The following is an 18816-nucleotide window of genomic DNA, read 5'->3' on the forward strand; positions in this document are numbered from 1 at the left end:
GGACACCCTTGCTCTTGGCTAACCTCTACTTCTGTCTTCGGGGTTCGGGACTTACACCCTATAGTTCATGCGCATGCCAGGCGCACACAAAAAACGACTCAATCACAATGGATGAGTCGTCAGAAGATTTTACGTTCCCAAAAAATGAGGGGGGTTTTAGGAGCGTTATCATGAACTAGCAAACTTCTGGAGAAAAGTAGCTAAAGTTCATCCTCTCTACACTGTATTGTAGAAGAGGAATATTCTTTATACGATAATGATAATCATTATCAATTAAAAAGTCAACACTAATCTGAAAATTATTTTAGTTTTTTTTATTGCAATAACTACACCCTTAGCTAGAAATGTAGAAAACAATCTATACAAAGGCTGCACAACAAAAACCAACCTTTCAGATATGTTTAATTTATTTTACTATATTGCATTCCATTTGTGAAGCAAAAATGATTAATCTATAATTGAAGTAGCAGACGATTGAAAGAAAAGGTGATGACAATGCCAGCATTAACGATGGATCAAGTTCGACAATTGAATTCCTATAGCATTTATACGACAGAACCAAAGCGAACATTATTTACTTTAGCTGATATACATAAAGACTTTTACCACCCAGACTTTTTAAACCTAATGATGGGTATTACAGACGCAGCAACGGAAGCAGCGGCTATTTCTCATTTCGCACGCCGCTACGGTATGTTTTTCGCTATGCAACTTTACATGCTTGCCGCCTATGACGAAGTGTGGGTCGGTAAACCAATCGAGCTTCGCTTTGATGCAGCAAAAGAATTCAACAGCTTTACAGTCGCAATGTTTGTTAACCCAAATGATTGGCGTTATGTCGATGAAGATGAACGCCAGGCAGTGATTGAGAAAATCCTATATGATGGGCATGTTATTGTTCAACAGCTTCGTAAAGTAACATCTATTTCCCCTCTGACAATTTGGGAGAATTTCTTTGGTTATCTACTTTGGCACTATCATATCTTGTTGTCTAACCCCGGCTTAGCTGACCAAGCAATGGAGGATATCGAGGCCTTAGAGGATCCTAAAACGTGGGCTCGTTTCTCTAACAAATCATGGTGGGCACAATATACAGGAGGCCAAAGTCCAACTAATTTAGTGAACGTTCCTGTACGAAAATCATGTTGTTTTTCTAAAGATATACCCGGTTTAATGGCTTGTGGCTTTTGCCCAATAAAATAATAATCTCTTTAACAAAAAAGCATTACCTCTCATAATAATTGAAAGGTAATGCTCAGACTATAGACAAACGGTACTCCTGATTGCATTAAGCTATATTGCATTTTAATCGTGAGGCCTCGATATTCAACATTTTGAGAAAAGTGTCGAATATCGAGGCCTTTATCTATGGTGAGACTAACCTTGGATGAAAAAGAATCCGTTTTAATCCATCTTTTATTCAAAAAAAGAAGGCTTTCGATAAAACTAGGAAGTTTAACTACTATTCAAAAAAAATTAAAACTTTTTCCAATTTGAATCGTCTCTTTAGTGCGCGATATCTTACGGAGGATAAAAATGATAAATCAAAATCCATTTGAGGTGATTGAAAAGATTTATGAGGAGCATTACACATATTTGCGGAACTTTTTAATTGGATTAACTAAAAGTTATGACGTAGCCGATGACATCATTCAAGAGTTATTTGCGAAGATTTTAACAGATCCATCAAGAGTTCAACAAGTTACTTATATGAAAAGCTGGTTAGTGAAGGCAGCCAAAAATACACTCCTCGATCATTACAAAAAAAGAAAACCAGCGCTGTTTCATGATGAAAGTGTAATTGAAAGCTTATTAATTGATAATCAAACACCCGAATCAAAGGCAATAATAAATTCCCAAATTATAAGTACATTAGGTTATTTATCAACGAGTGATAAGGCCATTTTTTTAGCTAAATTTCATTATGGTTATGATTATCAAGAAATAAGTACACTTTTGGATATACCGATCCCTACATTAAAGTCCAAGATATTTAGGATGAGAAAACAGATGGCTAGAAAGAGGTGAAAAAGATGGAGGATTCCCAAAAGATTCATATTCTTTCGCGGGAGTTAATCTCTGTATTTGATGAGCTAGAACAGGAAACAAAAGATGTGGTTTTGGAACATACTCAAGACTGTAGTGAGTGTAGGCAATTATTTAATGAATTAGCTGATGGAAGTTATCCGATGTTAGAACGGAGTGAGGAAGTAGAAATAAAGCCATTAAAGAAATTAGTTCAGTTTAATCATGGCCTTAAATGGTTGTTTATTTCCATTAGAGCCCTCATATTATTTTACATCATATTTTCTTCTTTTCACTTTTACAACTGGGAATTGTCTGCTGATGCGGCCATTGAATATATCAAAAGTGTCACTTTCATGTTCTATTTCCCAGTAGCTATTTTTTTATCAGTATTCACAATGACCTTTTTTACCAAGAGATGGATTATACTCTCAATTCTTTTTGATTTAGGGATTATATTTTTTTTAGATACATTTATGTCGATTTTCTATTAATACATTAATCTATTGGGGGTGAAGAAATTGGGAATGATAAGTTCAATTGGTTTCATTATAGGAGCATGTATTTTCCTTTTTACTTTAATAGCTATGAAAAAAACAGGAAAGTTCTACTTGGCTCCGATTGTAACATTTTTAATTGCTGTGTTTACCGTCGTATACGGATTGTTCAAAGTAGGAGGCTTTGAAGGGATGGGTTTTGGCATTATTGGAGTAGGTATTTTGATAGCTGCCATGGTTGGAACGTTGTTACTTCCTTTTACGAAAGGCCTAAAAAAATCTGAATTTAACAAAGTGGATAAATCCATCTTGTTTATAGTACCAGTCCTTATTTTTGCTATTATTGGTTGGGCGATCACCTTAGATGAAGGTTATTGGATCAATGAAGAAGGCGTTATTGTGGCTGGTAACGATACATCCTCCTACTACGAGGTATCTACGATTTCTGAAGGAATGAAACAAATTCATATTCAATTAGGCGAGAAATATAAAGGAAAACATCTGGAAATAAAAGATGTACAGACCCTAGGGAACACTGAAATCACAGTTATGGTTGTCGATAAAGAGAAAGCAACAGGACTCCCATTTATAAAGATAGGCCTAGAAAAAATTGTTGAGCCGTTAGTGGTCCAAACAACTGATGGAGAGAAAATCAATTCTAAATCTACTAACTAAAATAGACTGAAAAGCTAAGCCTTACCTCTTACAATAAGTAAAAGATAAGGCTTTTTACTATTATTTATTTCTCATAAATGACGAACCAATCATTTTGGTCCTCATACATAGAAGTACCTAGATAGCCCTGCTTTAAAAGCTGTTGCTGACCAACTGTATCGCCCATTGAAGTCCATTTCTTTTCTGTAAAGATTGGTAGTTCTTGTCGCAAATCTTTATAGAAAATATAACGCAGCTTATCTACATACTTAACTTTTAATCCCTTTACGACTAAACCTTGAGAGAATTTATCCTTTAAGCTAGGAATATTATATGGTTTTACCGTTGAGCATACATAATCATATTTTTCTAAATCAATATGACCCATGACCACTTTAGCTAACGTCTTTTGTAAGCCATAGCCACGATATGCTGGTGAGACATTTGATATTTCTTGATATAATACGCGATTAAATTCACCCTCGGCAATCCCACAATCATAGCCAAGGTGCTCATCGTCAACAGGTGGGTTCAATAATGCGCGGAAGGCAATTAACTCATCCCCTACGTAAGCACCTATCATCATGCCATTACCTTTTAAAATATAGTCGAATTCCTCTGTACTCAGTGGCTGTAAGATGCTTTGGTCCTCTAAAGATTCATAAACCTCAAGCTGTAGTTTCTCAATTTCTTCTAAATGCTGAAGATTTAATGTTGAAACAAAAAACGGTGTTTCCTCAAGCATACCTTCATAAATTTTTTCCATCTCACCGTCTCCTTAGGCTGTTACAATCGTTGAGAATTTACATAACTCTTTTAGAATCTCTTCATCTACATCAACACCTAATCCTGGCTTTTCATTTAGGCAGATAAATGGAACATCATAGTGTAAGTTCCCAACATCCTTAGAGAATTTTAGCGGACCTGTTAATTCTACACTTGTCATTATTTTTTTAGAGAATGCTACATGGAAACCAGCTGCTGAACCAACTGATGATTCTACCATTGAACCAATTTGACATTCAATGCCTGCCATTTCAGCCATAACTGCTAACTTCATAGCAGGATAAATGCCACCGCATTTCATTAATTTAATATTGACTTTATCTGCAGCACGCTTTGCAATAATTTCACGCATTTCGCGAACACCGCGAAGCCCTTCATCAATCATTAAGGTAACATCTGATTTTGACTTCACTTCTACCATTCCATCAATATCTTCACTATCTACTGGCTGCTCTAACCAATCGATATTTAAATCCTTTAATGCACGTAAGCCCTGTAATGTAGTAGAGGCATTCCCCCATCCTTGATTGACATCTACTCGAATTGCGATGTCTTCGCCTACACGCTCACGCACTGCTTTGATGCGAGCAACATCACGCGTAACCTCTGTTCCTACCTTCATTTTAAATGAGCGGTAGCCCATCTCTACTCGACTAGCTGCCTCATCAGCCATAGCATCTGGTTCTCCGATGCTTAGTACATGTGTGATAGGGAATTTTTCATGATAACGTCCACCTAATAGTTGATACACTGGAACTTGTAGCGCTTTCCCAGCAATATCGAAGCAAGCAATATCAAGCGCTGCTTTCGCTGCAGGCACATCCTTCACAATTTTGTTCATTTTATCGTGAAGTTTTTCAAAGGCCATTGGATTTTCTCCAATGATGGCAGGAGCGAGCTGATTCTGTAATACGGCATACGTGCTCTCCCACGTCTCCCCTGTTACATGCTCATCTGGTACTGCTTCACCATAGCCTACAATCCCTGTATCTGTCGTAACCTTCAAAATAATAGAAGGCATTGTATCATATGTAGCATAACTGATGATAAATGGATCAATAAGTGGTAAATGAATGGCGAAAATTTCTACTTGTTGGATTTTCATTTGTATCTATCTCCTATATAATAAAGTTGTCGTTAATACGTCGCTAATTATTAAAAAATTATGCCTCGGCATAATTGCGTCTGGAATCGGCTTTGTGCTTGCACAAAGAACTCCTTTCCGATTCCGTGACATCCGCCGGAGGCTTTAACTTCTTTCAGCGGGTGTTTCGACACCCGCTGAAAGAAGTTAAAAAATAGAGAAAAGGAACATTACCTATGTCTACTAAAATAGCAGTTATCTGCTCTAAAGCATTTATGGAACGTATAAATAGTATCGCACAAAACATTGAGAATATTCAATTAGAATTTCATCTTTACAATCAACCTACCGAGGCACCCGTTTTGTTAAAGGAAATTAAACCATGTGATGCCCTGTTATTCGGAGGAACGTTGCCCTATTTACATACCCAATCAGCACTATCAGCAATGCCAATACCTTGGAATTATATAAAACAAGATGAGACAACTATTTCCACAACGTTATTATCGCTTATAGCAAATCATGCAGTACCTTTAAATAGAATTTCCATTGATGTTATGAATCCAGCTATTGTAGAAAATGTTCTAACAGAAATAGAGTATCGTGGTCCAAAACCATATATCCAGCCTATTTCTATTACAAAACCTACTCAATCTATATTGCAGCATCATATAGCTTTATGGGAAGCTAACAGCATTGATTTTATCATAACAAGTATTCATAGTGTGTTTGATGAATTACAGGCCCTTCAAATACCTGCAATGCGCATGCTAGATGCCACTAACTCCATTATTCAATGCTTAGAAGAAACGAAATCCCGATCACTTCTGACAAAATCTGAATCTGTTAAAGCTGTTGTCGGACTATTACAGGCTCCTGAAAATAAACCTATAGACGCTAACATGTTAACGCAAATCACTGCAGCTACGCATTCAACCTATAAACAAATTACAGCTTACTCTTTTGAGCTTTATACGACGGCTGGACATTTGCAAAGGGCGCTTGAAAAAGAAAATTTACAGAACTTATTACAGCAAACTAGCAAGCCCTTTAAGTTAGCATTTGGTTACGGTCACTCCATTTTCGAGGCTCATCAACACGCTAAGAACGCATTATCATTTGCTAAACCGTGTGAAATTTATATACTAGATGAACATAAAAACTTGCTAGGTCCCTTCCCAAATTCAGAAGCAAGACTAGCTTTAAAAACTGATGATCCCTATGTTTTACAAATGGCAAAGCAAACAAGCTTAAGTCCCTTAAATATTTCTAAAATCATCAACTTTAGCAGAGAGCGACAATCAGCTCAATTTACATCACATAATCTTGCCGAATACTTACAAGTTACACGCCGTACAACAGAGCGCATTATCAAAAAATTAGTGGATAACGGCTATGCTAAAGTAGTCGGTGAAGAAATGACTCATCAGCAAGGCCGCCCACGCACAATCTATGAATTAAACTTTGCAACCTATTAACATATAAAAAAATATCGTTCTACTTCTAAAGCTAGAAAACTGAAAAGTTCTCGCAGATGCTTTTGCATCCGCGAGACCCTCATTAACTATCTGAAAAGAGCAAAATTTTAGTTTCTACATTAGTCAGCCATGACCATATTAGCATCATTCACTTCTTGCTCTTTTTTACGCTTCTCTGCCTCTTTTATTTCTTCAGGTGTCAGCTTAACAATTGCAAACCCTACATATGCATAAATAATTGAAATGATCGGTACCACGAAGTTAATGATTGCATATGGCGCATATTCAATCGCGCTTACACCTAATGTTGCTAAAATAAAGACTCCGCAAGTATTCCACGGGAAGAACACAGAAGTTAAAGTCCCCCCATCCTCTAACGCTCGAGATAAGTTCTTCGAATGCAGGCCACGCTCTCGATAAACTTCCGCAAACATACGTGATGGAACAACAATTGAAATATACTGCTCAGAACATGTAGCATTAGTTGTAATACATGCAGCAATCGTTGAAGCAACTAGGCTACCTGTTGATTTAGCAAACTTCACAATAACATTCATCAATGCTTTTAACATACCGGAATATTCTAACACCCCACCGAATGTCATAGCCACAATCGTCATTGAAACCGTATTCATCATTGAATCTAAGCCGCCACGGTTAAATAACTCGTCCACCATTTCATTGCCAGTTGAAATAACAAATCCTTCTTGTAAAGCATGTACAGCCATTGCAGGAGTGCCACCTTGCACGAAGATTTGTAGTAAGAATCCTGAGATAATTCCAACAATTAAAGCTGGAATTGCGGGTACTTTTTTTGCTACCAATACAATTACACCAACTGGTACAAGCAATAACCACGGAGAAATAACAAAGCTTTCCTCCATTACTTGTAGTGTTGTTAAAATACTTTCTGATTTCATTGAGATATCCGCAAAGCTTCTTCCCATAATTCCAAATGCTACGATAGCAATGGCTAAAGCCGGAATTGTCGTATAAAGCATATGCTTAATATGATCAAATAAGTCGGTACCTGTTAAACCTGCCGCGAGATTAGTAGTATCCGATAACGGTGACATCTTATCACCAAAATATGAACCCGAAATAACTGCTCCAGCAATCATTGGTGCAGGGATTCCCATACTTAACCCAATACCCATACCAGCAACACCTATTGTTGCCATCGTTGACCATGAGCTACCAATCGCCAGTGAAACAATTGAACATAACAGCATGATTGTTACTAAGAACCAAGCTGGGGAAATTAATTTTAAACCAAAATAAATCATTGTAGCTACGACACCGCCGCCAATCCAAGCACCAATTGTCAAACCTACTAAAATAATAATGACAATTGCAGGTAAAGCTAGGCGTATCCCCTTATACATCATTTCTTCAATTTCTAACCACTTAAATCCATGTAATTTGGCAACAATTGCCGCTACAGTTGTTCCAATAATAAGTGGCACGTGAGGACTTTGCTCTAACACAACTACTGTTATAAGCATAGCTATAATCATTATTGCAAAAGTTAGAAGTGCCCAACCAGCACTGATTTCCTTTTTCATCGTCCCATCCCCTTTTTTGCACCCATTCCCTTTTAAAATTTTCTAAGGCGCAAATATTTTTTTACGATTTTTAGCTTAATATTCAAAAAATTAAAAGTCAACGCAAAAAATTTATGCTTCTCGAGCAATTTCTACTTTTTTAGCGTAAAAAAACGCTTTCAAATAGCTATTACAAACAATGCAAACCCCCGTATATTCATACATTTCGACAAAAAAGAAAATAAAAAAGAGTTAAATCAAAAGAATTTTAATCTTTTGATTTAACTCCCACACATAGTTATTCTGGTTTTTTCTCTAACACACAAGCAAGTACTTTTGCTGCATCAATTAATGCACTACGTTCAAAAGTCATTTTCGGATGGTGTAATCCTGGTACCAAATTAGCACCAATACCAATCATCGTCGCTTTTAATTCCGGTTTTTTAACCGTATAGAAATGGAAATCATCACTTCCAGGAGTTGTAATCTCTTCAGCAAGATGTTCTTCACCTAACGTTTCCACAATGGCATTTTTAGCCATGCGCGCAGCAACCGGCGAAACCTCAGCACCTGGTGTAAAATCAATCCATTGCCAATCCATATCAATCTCAAACTGCTGTTGAATTGATTTTAAGCCGAATTCAATACGGCTACGAAGTAATTCTAATTGATCATTACGTTGTGCACGGATATCCATCGAAAAGCTCGCAGTACCCGGAATAATATTTGTACTACCTCCATCTGCAACAATTTTCGTTAACTTTGCCGAATGGGGCTCAAATGGTGATAAATGAATACTGTGCAGCATTTGTTGCACTGCCATAATAACATCAATTGCATTTTTCCCTTGATGAGGTCTAGCACCATGGGCATCAGTACCTTTAATGGTTCCATCTAAAAAATATGCCGCTCCATGATGAATAGCAGGCGAAACCTTGCCAAGCGGTAGTTCTTCAATTGGTCTTAGATGAACACCAAATAAATGCGATACGCCATCGACAGCTCCACGCTCAAAGGCTGCACAAGCACCATTACCAAGTTCTTCAGCAGGCTGGAAAATAAAACGGACACGATGTTGTAATGGTCGATCTTTCAGCTGTAATAAAGCACCTAATACCATTGTGATATTGGCATCATGCCCACATGAGTGATTAGCTTGCCATTTCCCGTCCACTTCTTGCCACAACGCATCTATATCAGCACGTACCGCAACAATTTCATCTCCTGAACCAATTTCAGCAATTAGCCCTGTAACATCGCCTAACAAACGATACGATACGTTGAACTCATCTAAAATCGCCGCAATCTTTTTAGTTGTTTCAAACTCCTTCCAGCTGACCTCTGGGTATTTATGAAAATGTTCAAACCATTGATAAATTGTCTCTTCTAATGTAACCGCATTTGACATAACTACACCTCTATACGCATTTTTGATTCCCATTATACAGGAAACCATTTCACAAAAGTATATATGTAATTAGATCTAGATAAGAGGAATAAATAAGATATATTATTAACATAATTTCAAACAGTAATTTTTTATCAACTAAACAGACAATATAAAAAAGTGATTTAAAATATGTAAAAAAAAGCAAAGGACTGTGTTAAAAGTTTTTTCCACCTTTAGCACAGCCCATCAAATAAATATTATAAACTTGTAAAAAAGCCTTCTGGATATTCTTCATAATACACCCGTGTAGTTTGCTCCTCATTTTTTTCCTCTTCCATAGTTAACTCCAATTCCTGATCCATTAAATATGTTTCAAACTTTGAATTGAACAACTTTTTCATGTAATCACCTCTCCTTTTGATTTAATTGAATTTTCTGATATTTTAATTATACAGTAGTTATTTTAAAAAAATCAATAAATAATGCTTTATATGCATAAAAAGTATAAAAATAATCTACTTTTTAGATTAAAGCTTGAGGTTTATCAAAAAAGAGATGTATCAAATTACTTTTATTAAAAGTCATGCAAATGCTTACATTTATTTGGGAGTAGTTGATTTTATATAATGTCACACATTAACAATAAGGTAAATGTAAGTGCACTGCCTAATCATCAACTTCGAGCAAGAGGCTCATCGCAATCATTTATAACGTCATGCACCAGCAAAACGGATCACTTCCACCACAATGAGGGCAACATCCTCCTGTATAAGTAACTCTAATTTGATCTGAATGCAGTACATAATAATCAGTAATTGGTTCGACCCCAGGGATCGCGATCCCGCCTGGAATCACCGGCAATTTAACCTCCCGCACCGTCATTTCCGACCACTTTCCGCTCCAGGAACAAATACTGCACTTTAATATCTCTCCTGAAAAGTTCGGAGCATTTTGGATGACAATAATACATTCTCTACTATAAGTATTACAATTAGGACAATCGTGTACTTTCATGAATCTCCACCTCTCATCAAATACAAAACCTTTCACGTACATTTAATAATGTTCTTTCGTTAGTCCAATGTCAAAAAAGGAATTTCACAATAGGAAAATCCTTTTTAAAAGCTGCGTTTACTTGCCCAAGCTCCTTGCATTTTACCCAGGAATACAATTTGCCCAATATGCGGCGTGTTGTAGATAGCTCACTTAAAAAGAAAAAAGGATCTGCTCTTTCTAAAGCTTGTAAGTTAAGCAAATTCCTTGTAGACATTACAAGGCATGCACTTACTAACTCAGAAGGTGAGCAGATTCTCGTTATTTAAAATTCTTCTATTTTCCTATCATATTAAGCTGTAACACTTGTTTTACTATTTTGATTGTCATCGCTACCTTTATGTTGTGTTACATATTGAATGACAAACATCACAATAAAGATTGCTAAACCAGCCCAATCCGAGAATTTTTCTGGATAGATAAGTAGTAGACCAGCTGCAATGGAAATAATACGTTCAAACCACAGCATTTTGCGATACCAGTAACCTATTACTCCCGCACCAATAGCTACCATTCCTGTAACGGCCGTGAATACTACCCATAAAATTTGCGGAACAGTTGTATCTATCATTAGTAACGCTGGAGAGAACACAATCATATAAGGAATGATAAACGCAGCAATAGCCAGTTTCGCTGAGTTTACACCCGTTTTAATAGGATCTCCACCAGAAATGCCTGAAGCCGCAAAAGCAGCAAGTGCCACTGGCGGTGTTATATCGGCGATAATACCAAAATAGAACACAAAGAAATGTGCCGATAATAAAACAACTACTGGTACTAGTTCCTGTGGTGTATTCGGCACTAATAATGCTACGATTGCTGGAGCAGCAATTGTTGACGTAATTACGTAGTTTGCTGTTGTCGGAGCCCCCATTCCTAAAATTAGGGAGGCAATCATAACAAAAATCAGTGTTAAAATAATACTACCTCCTGCTAATTCTACTAAACTATTAGCTAAACTTAAGCCTAAACCTGTTTTTACAACTACACCTACGATAATTCCTGCGCATGCTGTTGCCGCTACCACACCAAGTGCTGTACGGGCACCTTCAACTAATGCATCAATAATATCCTTTGGTTTTAAACGCGTTTCCTTATTAAACATCGCAACACCAATAGAAATAAGAATACCGTATAGTGCAGCATGCATTACTGGTGTACCCGTTAACATTAAAACGATGATAGCGATAATCGGTAATAGAAGGTAAATTTTCTTAAATACCTCTCGACGATTTGGCATTTGATCATCACGTAAGCCTCTTAACCCTACACGTTTTGCTTCGAAGTGAGTCATAATCCAAATACCTGTAAAATATAGCAGTGCAGGTATCGCAGCCGCCTTGGCAATATCCCAATACGTTATTCCGCGCCCAATAAACTCAACCATCAGAAACGCTGCGGCCCCCATAATCGGCGGCATTAACTGTCCACCTGTAGAAGCAGCCGCTTCAACTGCACCTGCGAACTCTTTACGGTACCCAAGCTTTTTCATCATCGGAATTGTATATGATCCCGATGTTACTACATTCGCTACCGAGCTTCCTGAAATCATACCTTGAAGCGCACTAGAAAATACCGCTACTTTTGCTGGACCACCAATTAATTTACCCGCAAGAGCTACGGCTAGATCATTAAAGTATTGACCAACACCTGTTTTGACAAGGAATGCCCCAAAAAGTAAAAACACAAAAATAAATGTGGCCGAAACACTAATTGGCGTTCCAAAGATACCATCCGTCGTAAAATACATGAGATTAACAATACTCTCGAAATCTTGCCCTCTATGTGCCATAAATGCCGGGAAATACGGTCCAAAATATGCATAAATTAAGAAACATATAGCAATGATTGTAATTGGTAATCCTACTGCACGACGAGCTGCCTCAAGTACCAATACAACAGCTATTGAACCAACGATAAAATCCATTTGTGTAATGGTACCATTACTGTTAATAAGCTCTGTATAATTCATCGTCCAATACGAACCTACTACAATAGATAATATCGCTAAAATATAATCGAACCATGCAATTTTATGCTTTGCTGCTTTTTTTCGAGCTGGGAATAGCAAGAAAATAAGGGTCAAACCAAAACCCAAATGGATCGTACGCTGGATTTGCGCTGGAAATTGACCAAAAATGGCTGTATAAAGTTGGAACAACGAAAATGCTAGTAGTCCAAAGAAAATGACATGTTTCATAATGCCTGATATGTTTCGTACATTCGATTCAATATCATATTTCTCAAGTATTGCTTGTTGCTCTTCAGCAGATATTTGTTCGAATTCTTCTTTTTTTACTTCGTTATTTGATTTATGCTGAGTCGTCATTTCATCCTTACTCCTTTCCATTGTTCATAAAGCGATATGCGCTTCACCTCAAATAAATAAGATTTTCCCCTTTGTAAATTTCTTTTTAAATCATATTCGTACCGCTCGTAACCTAATACAAGATCTAACTCTAAATCGGCTATATAGATCGTAAAATTTTCAATCACTTCGTTGTCGAACTGCAAAAAATATTTACCATCTCGTTTTGTTAATGTTTGATTTTCCTCTGCATAACTTGGCATGCCAATCGCTAAATCCTCATACTCCATCCCTAACATTTGAATACGTGTTCCATCTACGCATTGATAATGTTCAAGTACATCCGATTTATGGATGGAATGGGTGTATCTAATTTGAAATGTATCCTCAGTTGTCAGTGGTATATAGTGCACTATTGGATGATCTATGCGCGTTTCAGTAAATGCGAATACCTTTTGAAGAGGAAGAAAAATGACTATACTGAAGCTTAAACATAAAAAAGCTAAAACAATGATTAATTTCCTCTTTCGCATTACATCTATTCCCCCACTTAAAAAGCTATTCGCTATCGTTCACGACTTAACAGGAAGAAAAGAGGCCCGAAGCTTTACGCAATCCGAGCCTCTTCGTATTTCATGACGTGAGGTTGATTTCCGCCGCAGATTTTTCACTTCACCACAAGCAAGATTCAAGCACTCTCCACAACAACCACTACTTTTTATTAAACTCCGAATGTTCTGTTATTTCATTTCATCAAAGTATTTTTGAGCACCTGGGTGAACATCAATACTAATACCCTCTAAACCTGTCTTCGCATTGATAAACTCACCTTTAGCGTGGGAAATTTTATCTGTGTTATCATATATAGCTTTCGTCATCGAATAAACAACATCTTCCGGAAGATCTTTTTTCACCGCTAGCATCGCAAGTACCGAAACTGTTTCTGTGTCATTGGCAATACCATACGTACCAGATTTTACTGTATCTTTTGCATAGTAAGGGTATTTAGCAATTAACTCATCTGCTTTACCAGCATCCATACCGATAATATTCACTTTAGTTGTTGCATTTAAAGCCTCAACAGCACCTGTTGGCGTACCCGCAGTAATAAACGCTGCATCAATTTGGCCTGATTGAAGACCGTCAGTAGACTCACCAAAATCAAGGTTTTGTGCTTTGATATCATCCATTTTTAAACCATGAATTTCAAGTAATTGTTCAGCATTTGCGTAAGTCCCAGAACCTGGCGCACCTACGGATACCTTTTTCCCTTTTAAATCAGCATAAGTTTTAATACCTGACGATTCAGTCGTTACTAATTGTACTGTTTCTGGATAAAGTGCACCTAGAGCAGCAATTGAGTCAATTTTTTTACCCTCAAACATCATTGTTCCTTCAGTAGCGTAATAAGCAATGTCTGATTGTACAAAAGCAATTTCACCTTTACCTTCTTGTAGTGCAGTCATGTTGGCTGCAGATGCTTGAGATACTTCAGCAGTTGTTTTAATGTCTGTTTCTTTAGAAATTAAATCAGCAAATGTTCCACCTAATGCATAGTAAGTACCTTGTGTTCCACCTGTTAATAAGTTTAAAAATTTTGGCTTCTCAGATGCTGTCGAATCTCCCTTATCTGTGTCCTTAGAACCCGTTCCACTATCCGACCCACATGCAGCTAAAATCAATAGTGCAAAGGCACTTAATAGCATTAATAGCCTGAATTGTTTTTTCTTCAAAGTAACCTTCCCCCTTTGGTTAAAAATAAGAATCTACTTAAAATTATCAAACATAGTATAATAATGTCAATCCGTTTATAGTAAATTCAGTCTTTTATAATTATACATTTTTCCTTAAACGACAATTATCTCTGAATTTCAACAATTACTCCCTTACGCCACTTTTATCTATTTAATACTATTAAATTCTTTTTCTAACAAAATAAATTCAGTTACTAAATGTATAGAAATTGCATGTAGAATTATGAAAAATGATTGTTCACTTCTTCTTTTTGGCTTATCACCATAACGTACGGTTGATTCCGACTAAGCGCTTTCCTGTGGTCGTCCGATGAGCCGATTTTTATCCACTAAACAAAAAATACTGTATCTAAAGTGATTCACTTCAGATACAGTCGATTCATTTTCCTTATTGAATAGCGCCACAAGCAATTCTAGCACCAGAATTACCAGCAGGATCTGATTTATAATCGTCCTCTGACTCATGGATGACTAATGAAGTACCTTCTCCACCCAATAATGAATTTGCAGCATTTTTATCTAATGTTAGCCCTTCCGCTAAGAAATTCATATCTACACTACCATCTTCACCAACTTCTAAATTCGGAAGATCTCCCATATGATAGCCTTTAGGATTATCCTTCCCATGCTCTTTACTCGTTGGATTAAAATGCGGACCTGCTGATTCAAACGTTGGCGGTTCACACTTCCCAACTGAATGAATATGAATGCCGTGCGTGCCGGATGGCAACCCTGATAGCGCGAGTGTCACCCTGACCCCATTATCCTCTTCCTGAAAATATGCATTTCCATAGCTTTCATTATTTTTTCCTATTACTTTCGCGGTTGCAGTTTGTGCTGAATTTGCGTTAACTTCCACTTTTTTCTCCTTCTTTTCGAAGAAATTACAACCACCGACAAATACTAATAAGGAAATGATTATTAAACTCATTTTTTTCATAAAATTACCTCCTCTATTTCTGATGGTTGCCAACAATCCTCCTACTTATGCAATTTTGATTAGAAGTTTGTGAATCATTGGTTCATCACCATAACGTGTGGTTGATTTCCGTTCCGGCTGGGCGCTTTCCTGGGGGCGTCCGATGAGCCGCTTCACTCGCGGAGCTCGCTCCAGGGTCTCATCTGTGACGCTGATCCCCAAGGAGTCGCCCAGCCTCCACTCCAATCAACTTATATACAAGACATATATCTTAACAAATGTCATCCACAACTTTCGGTGAAGAGCTGAATTATTGGCAAAACAGTGAATTTTCCGATCCTCTCAATTATGCCCCGGCTTAATTGCGTCTTGAATCGGCTTTGTGCTTGTGACTGAGTTCCTCTATTTCAACGGATTTTTGGACACCGCTGAAAAGTGGTTTAAAACCTGCATTCGTCTCACCACCTATAGAGTTGGGAGACTTCTGTACCTGTCGCTACAAAAAATATTTGTTGAAAGAAGTTAAAACCATACAAAATAAAAAGGATATCCCCACTTCAGCGAGACATCCCTTTGCATACATTAATTCAAAATTTTCACAGTAACAGTTTTAACACCCCACTGACGAGCTTGTCCCTCAGTAGGAATAAACACATCAATTTTATTGCCTTTTATTGCTCCGCCCGTGTCTGCTGCGATTGCCTCGCCATAACCTTCAACCCATACCCTAGTACCAAGAGGAATAACACGTGGATCTACAGCAATTACCTTCAAGTTCGGATTAGATCTTATATCTGTTCCATTCGCTGTAATCCCCGAACATCCTTCACAATACGCTGTATAAGCGGTCGCTCGCATTGTTAGCGTTTGGCCTGTCGCATTTGCTGGAGCACTTACTTGTTTTGTACTCGATTTTGTTGCTGGTTTTGTATTTGATGTCGTTACTTGCTTTGTATTGGAAGCTGTTGCTACCTTTTTAGTTTCGCTTACAGTAGTCTTAGGCTTTGCTGCAGATGCTTTGGTAGCTAACAATTCGCCTACATAAATCACATCAGAAGTAAGGTTATTCCATTCTTTTAACTTTTCCACTGACACACCATTTTCACGTGCAATTGAAAATAATGTATCCCCATGCACAATATGATGTTGGTCTTTCGATGATTTTTCATTTTTTGTGTCATCTTTTTTCCCTAAATTAAACCATTTCGGATCTATTTCGTCTAGTAGCCCTATTTCCCCTACAGCTAATTCGTAAATCTTCGAGATTCCCCATAACGCGTCAATTGGTATAACATTGAGTTTGTCCTCAGCAGATGACGGACTTGCAAACAAACTTAAACCCAATGTCAATGTTACAGCTAAAGCTAATGCTCGTTTCTTCATATTTCGTAATACCTCCATATTTTATAATTTTGCAATCTGCTGCTAGCTCACTAGAGTTGGGCTCTTTTATGCAAGCAATGCTAGAGAATGCAATTAATCACTCAGGACAATGGACCTGATATTACGAATTATTTCTATAAAAACGGAAAAATATACAATATCAATCATATTTTTGGTAAATAAAATAGTTTCATGGAAAAATACCCAAAATTTTATATGCAACTTTTATACGTTGGAAAATCAATATTTTTAACCGATAATATGTTAAAGAAGGAATATAGGGTGGAAATTAATACAATAATGTCTTCTAGTGCACTCAATCTAAATACGGTAGCTGCTGTTGACTTACTAGAAGATCTGCCTCAGCAGCAAGTGACCGCACATCCGTATAAAGGGTCAGTTATTGATATTTCAATTTAACCAATTTCACTTTAAGTTTCTTCAATTCAAGTTAATTAATATTTGAAAGTTGGTGCCCTTTTTGATTCGAGTGATAGTAATGGACGATGAGCCATTAGCTCTTGTAAACATGGAGAAAAAGTTGAAGGAATTTAATTCAATAGAGGTTATTAAATCCTTTACAAATGTAAAAGATTTGCTTGCAGAGGGTCCAAGCTTGGATTTTCAAGTAGCATTTTTAGATATTGAAATGCCTGGTATGAACGGTTTAGCAATCGCAAAACTATTTAAAGAATGGAACAAAAATATCCATATCGTATTTGTCACTGCGTATCGAGACTATGCTGTCCAAGCATTTGAAATTAACTCCCTTGACTATTTATTAAAGCCTATTTCAAAAGCTCGTCTAGAGACAACTATTAATAGAATCCAAGAACTCCTCCACCTAGAAAAAAATTCGACTCCTATACGAATACAACACAAACCTACACTAAAGATACAATGTTTTGGAGGATTCGTTGTCTTACACGATGACAAAGCCATCCATTGGAGAACGGTTAAAACAAAAGAATTATTTGCCTTTCTTTTTTCCAATCTTAATAGCCATGTACCTCGTGATACAGTCCTCGATGCATTATGGGCAGAGACAGACTATAAAAAGGCAAGAGTGCAATTACATACAACAGTCTCCTATCTACGCACTACGCTTTCTACATTAGGCTATGTAGAAGTCATACAGTATGCAAATGGCTGCTATATTTTGCAACTAGAGGATTTTCAATGTGATGCTCATAACTTAGAGCATATTTTAAATAGTAAAATGGAGACCGGAAAGCTTGATATAAAGAAGGCTGAGGCACTAATACAAAACTATCAGGGTGAATATATGGCCACATTAGATTATCCTTGGGTTACTAGTAAGGCAAATTTCATGAACACCCAATTTACTCTTCTACTTTATGATTTAGTAGAGCATTATACAGTCATACATGACGTAAAAAAACTAGAGCATATATTACTTTTAACGCTCGAGCATAATCCATATTCCGATAAAGCTATCCAACAGCTAATGAAACACTATATCGACGTGGATAATCGAGCAAGTGCAGTAAAAGTTTACAATACATTTAGAAGTACTTTGGTAGCTGATCTCGATATTTTACCAGAGCACGACACAACTGAGCTATTTAACGCTATATCAGTAGAAGTATAAATTACCAGGTGTGTTGATTAACCATTTTTATACATTCGAATTAATTCGAAAAGGCTGATTTCCGCTACGGGCTACTCGCTTTCCTGCGGCGGGCGCAGTTAAAACGGGAATATTTTAGCAAAATAGCAACAAAAACAATCCTTTTGATAATAACCTATTTTTCCCTAATCATCACGCCTGATAAATTACCATAAAGATCAAATCAAAACATACTCAGGCCATCCGCAAAAGGCATCGAGACAGTTCTCTCTCGATGCCTTTTTATCTTTTTTCTATCTTCATGGATGGTAAATATAGTCCTTTTAATATAAAAAGAAAATCCAGGAGGT

Annotated in this window: 18 protein-coding genes; 6 read left to right on the top strand and 12 right to left on the bottom strand. The window is 37.0% G+C overall.

What is annotated here, in order from left to right:
• The first annotated feature begins 495 nt into the window (after positions 1-495).
• From ACVWXS_RS21585 to ACVWXS_RS21600, 4 genes are all read left to right on the top strand, one after another.
• The gene (locus ACVWXS_RS21585) at positions 496-1203 is read left to right on the top strand and encodes a Fe-S oxidoreductase (RefSeq protein ID WP_068985936.1); all 708 of its coding nucleotides are present in this window, start codon (positions 496-498) and stop codon (positions 1201-1203) included.
• Positions 1204-1536: 333 nt separating this feature from the next.
• On the top strand, positions 1537-2028 hold the full coding sequence (locus ACVWXS_RS21590) for an RNA polymerase sigma factor (protein WP_374964069.1): 492 nt from the start codon (positions 1537-1539) through the stop codon (positions 2026-2028).
• 5 nt (positions 2029-2033) lie between these two features.
• Positions 2034-2519: a hypothetical protein gene (locus ACVWXS_RS21595; protein ID WP_374964070.1), complete on the top strand. Its 486-nt coding sequence runs from the start codon at positions 2034-2036 to the stop codon at positions 2517-2519.
• A 33-nt stretch (positions 2520-2552) separates the two neighbouring features.
• A complete protein-coding gene (locus tag ACVWXS_RS21600; RefSeq protein ID WP_456960125.1) occupies positions 2553-3197 on the top strand; it encodes a YesK family protein in 645 nt (214 codons plus the stop codon).
• A 64-nt stretch (positions 3198-3261) separates the two neighbouring features.
• On the opposite strand, the gene ACVWXS_RS21605 is transcribed toward ACVWXS_RS21600, so the two are convergent.
• Together ACVWXS_RS21605 and ACVWXS_RS21610 are read right to left on the bottom strand one after the other, a co-directional pair.
• Complete coding sequence (locus tag ACVWXS_RS21605; RefSeq protein ID WP_456960098.1) at positions 3262-3942, bottom strand: GNAT family N-acetyltransferase; 681 nt, start codon at positions 3940-3942, stop codon at positions 3262-3264.
• A gap of 12 nt (positions 3943-3954) precedes the next feature.
• The gene (locus ACVWXS_RS21610; protein WP_456960099.1) at positions 3955-5067 is read right to left on the bottom strand and encodes a mandelate racemase/muconate lactonizing enzyme family protein; all 1113 of its coding nucleotides are present in this window, start codon (positions 5065-5067) and stop codon (positions 3955-3957) included.
• A 215-nt stretch (positions 5068-5282) separates the two neighbouring features.
• Between ACVWXS_RS21610 and ACVWXS_RS21615 the strand changes: the two genes are divergently transcribed.
• A complete protein-coding gene (locus tag ACVWXS_RS21615; protein WP_456960100.1) occupies positions 5283-6524 on the top strand; it encodes a hypothetical protein in 1242 nt (413 codons plus the stop codon).
• Between the two features lie 119 nt (positions 6525-6643).
• Here ACVWXS_RS21615 and nhaC read toward each other — a convergent pair whose 3' ends face one another.
• From nhaC to ACVWXS_RS21665, 10 genes are all read right to left on the bottom strand, one after another.
• Positions 6644-8089 (bottom strand): Na+/H+ antiporter NhaC, encoded by a 1446-nt coding sequence (gene nhaC, locus ACVWXS_RS21620; RefSeq protein WP_456960101.1) that lies wholly within the window; start codon positions 8087-8089, stop codon positions 6644-6646.
• A 277-nt stretch (positions 8090-8366) separates the two neighbouring features.
• Entirely contained in the window at positions 8367-9476 is a 1110-nt protein-coding gene (locus ACVWXS_RS21625) for an amidohydrolase (RefSeq protein WP_456960102.1), read from the bottom strand.
• Positions 9477-9715: 239 nt separating this feature from the next.
• The gene (locus tag ACVWXS_RS21630; protein ID WP_175401799.1) at positions 9716-9859 is read right to left on the bottom strand and encodes a hypothetical protein; all 144 of its coding nucleotides are present in this window, start codon (positions 9857-9859) and stop codon (positions 9716-9718) included.
• Between the two features lie 304 nt (positions 9860-10163).
• Positions 10164-10313, bottom strand: a complete 150-nt coding sequence (locus tag ACVWXS_RS21635) for a hypothetical protein (RefSeq protein WP_456960103.1) — start codon at positions 10311-10313, stop codon at positions 10164-10166.
• Between the two features lie 490 nt (positions 10314-10803).
• Complete coding sequence (locus ACVWXS_RS21640; protein ID WP_456960126.1) at positions 10804-12840, bottom strand: TRAP transporter permease; 2037 nt, start codon at positions 12838-12840, stop codon at positions 10804-10806.
• Positions 12837-13352 (bottom strand): DUF1850 domain-containing protein, encoded by a 516-nt coding sequence (locus ACVWXS_RS21645; RefSeq protein ID WP_456960104.1) that lies wholly within the window; start codon positions 13350-13352, stop codon positions 12837-12839. The genes ACVWXS_RS21640 and ACVWXS_RS21645 overlap by 4 nt, the downstream gene beginning before the upstream one ends.
• Positions 13353-13559: 207 nt before the next feature.
• The gene (locus ACVWXS_RS21650; RefSeq protein ID WP_456960105.1) at positions 13560-14552 is read right to left on the bottom strand and encodes a TAXI family TRAP transporter solute-binding subunit; all 993 of its coding nucleotides are present in this window, start codon (positions 14550-14552) and stop codon (positions 13560-13562) included.
• A gap of 409 nt (positions 14553-14961) precedes the next feature.
• Complete coding sequence (locus ACVWXS_RS21655; protein WP_402988907.1) at positions 14962-15513, bottom strand: superoxide dismutase family protein; 552 nt, start codon at positions 15511-15513, stop codon at positions 14962-14964.
• Between the two features lie 45 nt (positions 15514-15558).
• Positions 15559-15738 carry a hypothetical protein gene (locus ACVWXS_RS21660; RefSeq protein WP_456960106.1) on the bottom strand — a complete coding sequence of 60 codons (180 nt, stop codon included), beginning with the start codon at positions 15736-15738 and terminating at the stop codon, positions 15559-15561.
• Between the two features lie 336 nt (positions 15739-16074).
• The gene (locus tag ACVWXS_RS21665) at positions 16075-16875 is read right to left on the bottom strand and encodes a 3D domain-containing protein (protein ID WP_456960107.1); all 801 of its coding nucleotides are present in this window, start codon (positions 16873-16875) and stop codon (positions 16075-16077) included.
• Positions 16876-17365: 490 nt separating this feature from the next.
• Between ACVWXS_RS21665 and ACVWXS_RS21670 the strand changes: the two genes are divergently transcribed.
• Positions 17366-18487, top strand: coding sequence for a response regulator (locus ACVWXS_RS21670; protein ID WP_456960127.1), 1122 nt, complete (start codon positions 17366-17368; stop codon positions 18485-18487).
• Positions 18488-18816: the final 329 nt, after the last annotated feature.

This window comes from Lysinibacillus sp. TE18511 (assembly GCF_054062295.1).

What these genes read in the sequence shown, in the direction of transcription:
- ACVWXS_RS21585 (WP_068985936.1), top strand. Translation starts at nt 496, where the DNA reads ATGCCAGCATTAACGATGGATCAAGTTCGACAATTGAATTCCTATAGC.
- ACVWXS_RS21590 (WP_374964069.1), top strand. Translation starts at nt 1,537, where the DNA reads ATGATAAATCAAAATCCATTTGAGGTGATTGAAAAGATTTATGAGGAG.
- ACVWXS_RS21595 (WP_374964070.1), top strand. Translation starts at nt 2,034, where the DNA reads ATGGAGGATTCCCAAAAGATTCATATTCTTTCGCGGGAGTTAATCTCT.
- ACVWXS_RS21600 (WP_456960125.1), top strand. Translation starts at nt 2,553, where the DNA reads ATGATAAGTTCAATTGGTTTCATTATAGGAGCATGTATTTTCCTTTTT.
- ACVWXS_RS21605 (WP_456960098.1), bottom strand. Translation starts at nt 3,942, where the DNA reads ATGGAAAAAATTTATGAAGGTATGCTTGAGGAAACACCGTTTTTTGTT.
- ACVWXS_RS21610 (WP_456960099.1), bottom strand. Translation starts at nt 5,067, where the DNA reads ATGAAAATCCAACAAGTAGAAATTTTCGCCATTCATTTACCACTTATT.
- ACVWXS_RS21615 (WP_456960100.1), top strand. Translation starts at nt 5,283, where the DNA reads ATGTCTACTAAAATAGCAGTTATCTGCTCTAAAGCATTTATGGAACGT.
- nhaC (WP_456960101.1), bottom strand. Translation starts at nt 8,089, where the DNA reads ATGAAAAAGGAAATCAGTGCTGGTTGGGCACTTCTAACTTTTGCAATA.
- ACVWXS_RS21625 (WP_456960102.1), bottom strand. Translation starts at nt 9,476, where the DNA reads ATGTCAAATGCGGTTACATTAGAAGAGACAATTTATCAATGGTTTGAA.
- ACVWXS_RS21630 (WP_175401799.1), bottom strand. Translation starts at nt 9,859, where the DNA reads ATGAAAAAGTTGTTCAATTCAAAGTTTGAAACATATTTAATGGATCAG.
- ACVWXS_RS21640 (WP_456960126.1), bottom strand. Translation starts at nt 12,840, where the DNA reads ATGACGACTCAGCATAAATCAAATAACGAAGTAAAAAAAGAAGAATTC.
- ACVWXS_RS21645 (WP_456960104.1), bottom strand. Translation starts at nt 13,352, where the DNA reads ATGCGAAAGAGGAAATTAATCATTGTTTTAGCTTTTTTATGTTTAAGC.
- ACVWXS_RS21655 (WP_402988907.1), bottom strand. Translation starts at nt 15,513, where the DNA reads ATGAAAAAAATGAGTTTAATAATCATTTCCTTATTAGTATTTGTCGGT.
- ACVWXS_RS21665 (WP_456960107.1), bottom strand. Translation starts at nt 16,875, where the DNA reads ATGAAGAAACGAGCATTAGCTTTAGCTGTAACATTGACATTGGGTTTA.